The 1,685-nt window shown below is 46.4% G+C and carries 2 protein-coding genes and 1 pseudogene; 2 read left to right on the forward strand and 1 reads right to left on the reverse strand.

All coding sequences use genetic code 11. The features are described from left to right. Window positions 1-52: 52 nt before the first annotated feature. Window positions 53-385 carry an RNA-guided endonuclease InsQ/TnpB family protein gene (locus ACRCZA_RS12235; RefSeq protein WP_438674710.1) on the forward strand — a complete coding sequence of 111 codons (333 nt, stop codon included), beginning with the start codon at window positions 53-55 and terminating at the stop codon, window positions 383-385. A 64-nt stretch (window positions 386-449) separates the two neighbouring features. Here the strand turns inward: ACRCZA_RS12235 and pepE are convergent, their stop codons facing one another. After that, window positions 450-1,157 (reverse strand): dipeptidase PepE, encoded by a 708-nt coding sequence (gene pepE / locus ACRCZA_RS12240; RefSeq protein ID WP_438674709.1) that lies wholly within the window; start codon window positions 1,155-1,157, stop codon window positions 450-452. A 276-nt stretch (window positions 1,158-1,433) separates the two neighbouring features. On the opposite strand from pepE, the pseudogene ACRCZA_RS12245 reads away from it, so the two are divergent. Continuing rightward, window positions 1,434-1,685 (forward strand): annotated as a pseudogene (locus tag ACRCZA_RS12245) (protease HtpX); the annotation flags it as partial.

Below are 1,685 nucleotides of genomic sequence, written 5' to 3' on the forward strand. Positions count from 1 at the left end.
AGCAACAAGAGCGTGGCCTGAAAAGTTCCTAAAGTGATATTGTAGTGGCACACTGAAATCGGCAAACATGATGAAAAACCGCAAACTGGCAAAACACATAGCCGATGCCTCATGGCATAGCTTTGTCATTAAGCTGGAATATAAAGCCAAAGAGCAAGGCAAGCATCTCGTTAAGCCTGAACAGTGGTATGCCAGTTCTAAAACCTGCCATTGTTGCGGCAAAAAAATGGACGAAATGCCCTTGTCTGTTCGCAAGTGGGACTGTCCCTCATGCGGAGCGATGGATATCGATCGCGATTTAAATGCCGCCCTCAATATCCGTGATAAAGGCATTCTGGAATTAAAGGCGGCTGGACGGTCGTCTCTGCTTATGGAAGCTGCGTAAGCCTCGATACTATCGAGCAGCGGCTAATGAAGTAAGAAGCATCGCCCGTTAGGGCGGTGAGAAGTCACAGTAAGTAGGATAAATCGCTGCCCGCCGGTAGCGGAACTTCTTGGTCATCGCCACGGAAGAAGTAGGCCGATTGTGTGCCTAAAAGTGTCAACGTATTGCCTTGGCGCCATAGCGCTGAACCTTCAACGATGCCTACCACAGGCGTGATGGGATCGACGCGGGTGAATTCTAACAGCCGCTGCGCACGGGTTTCACCGTTGTGTCCCGGAGTGCGATAATTCGCATAATGGGGATTTAATTGGAAAGGTACAAGGCGCAGCGCGCTAAAGGAGGGTGGCTCGATGATTGGCATGTCATTGGTGGTTCTAATGCTCATACCTGCGACGTTTGCCCCGGCACTCCAGCCGATGTAGGGTTTGCCTTGACTCACTTGTTCATAAATAAGATCAACGAGTTGATGACGATATAATTCGTGCAGCAGGTGGAAGGTATTGCCGCCACCGATGATAATCCCTTCTGCATTTTTTATCGCTTCGCGAGGATCGTTGTGCTGATGAATACCAGTGATCTCAAGCGATAGCTCCTCAAGGCCCGCCACAACTGTCGCTAAATATGCGTCATAATCCATACTAACGCCCGCATAGGGAATAAAAATCCACTGACGTGCGTGCGTCGTTAGGGGTTTGATAAACGGAATAGCATGGGTTAAATAGGGGGTATCGCCGACACGCGAGCTGCTCAGTAATAAGGCATTTATTGTCATTTTTTATCCTGAAATCGTTAAGACTAAGGTCATGTTAACAAAGATTAATCATGATAAACACCTTGTCATGGTGCTGCCGTGCTGACCGGTGCAAGATTTAAGTTTTGATTAATCTAATTTACCTAGACTCACGGCAATGAAAGACAGTGTCTAAATAAGAGAAATATCCTTCATATCGCAAAACTCTTTACCTTGACCACTTGAATTTCGATTATTTGGACATATTATGTCTCTGAGCAAAATGAAATGGCATCTCGTTGCCCTAAAGGAGCTGAAATGAAGCGTATTTTCTTATTAATTGTGACTAACCTAGCCGTGTTGCTAGTAGCCTCAATTGTCATGTCTATTCTAGGCGTCAATACTTCAACAATGAGTGGACTATTAGTGTTCGCCGCGATTTTTGGATTCGGTGGAGCCTTTATCAGCTTAGCTATTTCAAAATGGATGGCGAAAAAAACCATGGGTTGTGAAGTGATCACGTCACCGCGTGATAGTACCGAGCGTTGGTTACTCGATACGGTTGCTCGC

Origin of the sequence: Shewanella sp., from assembly GCF_051658185.1 — a bacterium.
In the GTDB taxonomy this organism is placed as follows: domain Bacteria; phylum Pseudomonadota; class Gammaproteobacteria; order Enterobacterales; family Shewanellaceae; genus Shewanella.

Bases quoted from the DNA above. Each gene is read 5' to 3' on its own strand.
- pepE (WP_438674709.1), bottom strand. From the start codon at position 1,157: ATGACAATAAATGCCTTATTACTGAGCAGCTCGCGTGTCGGCGATACC.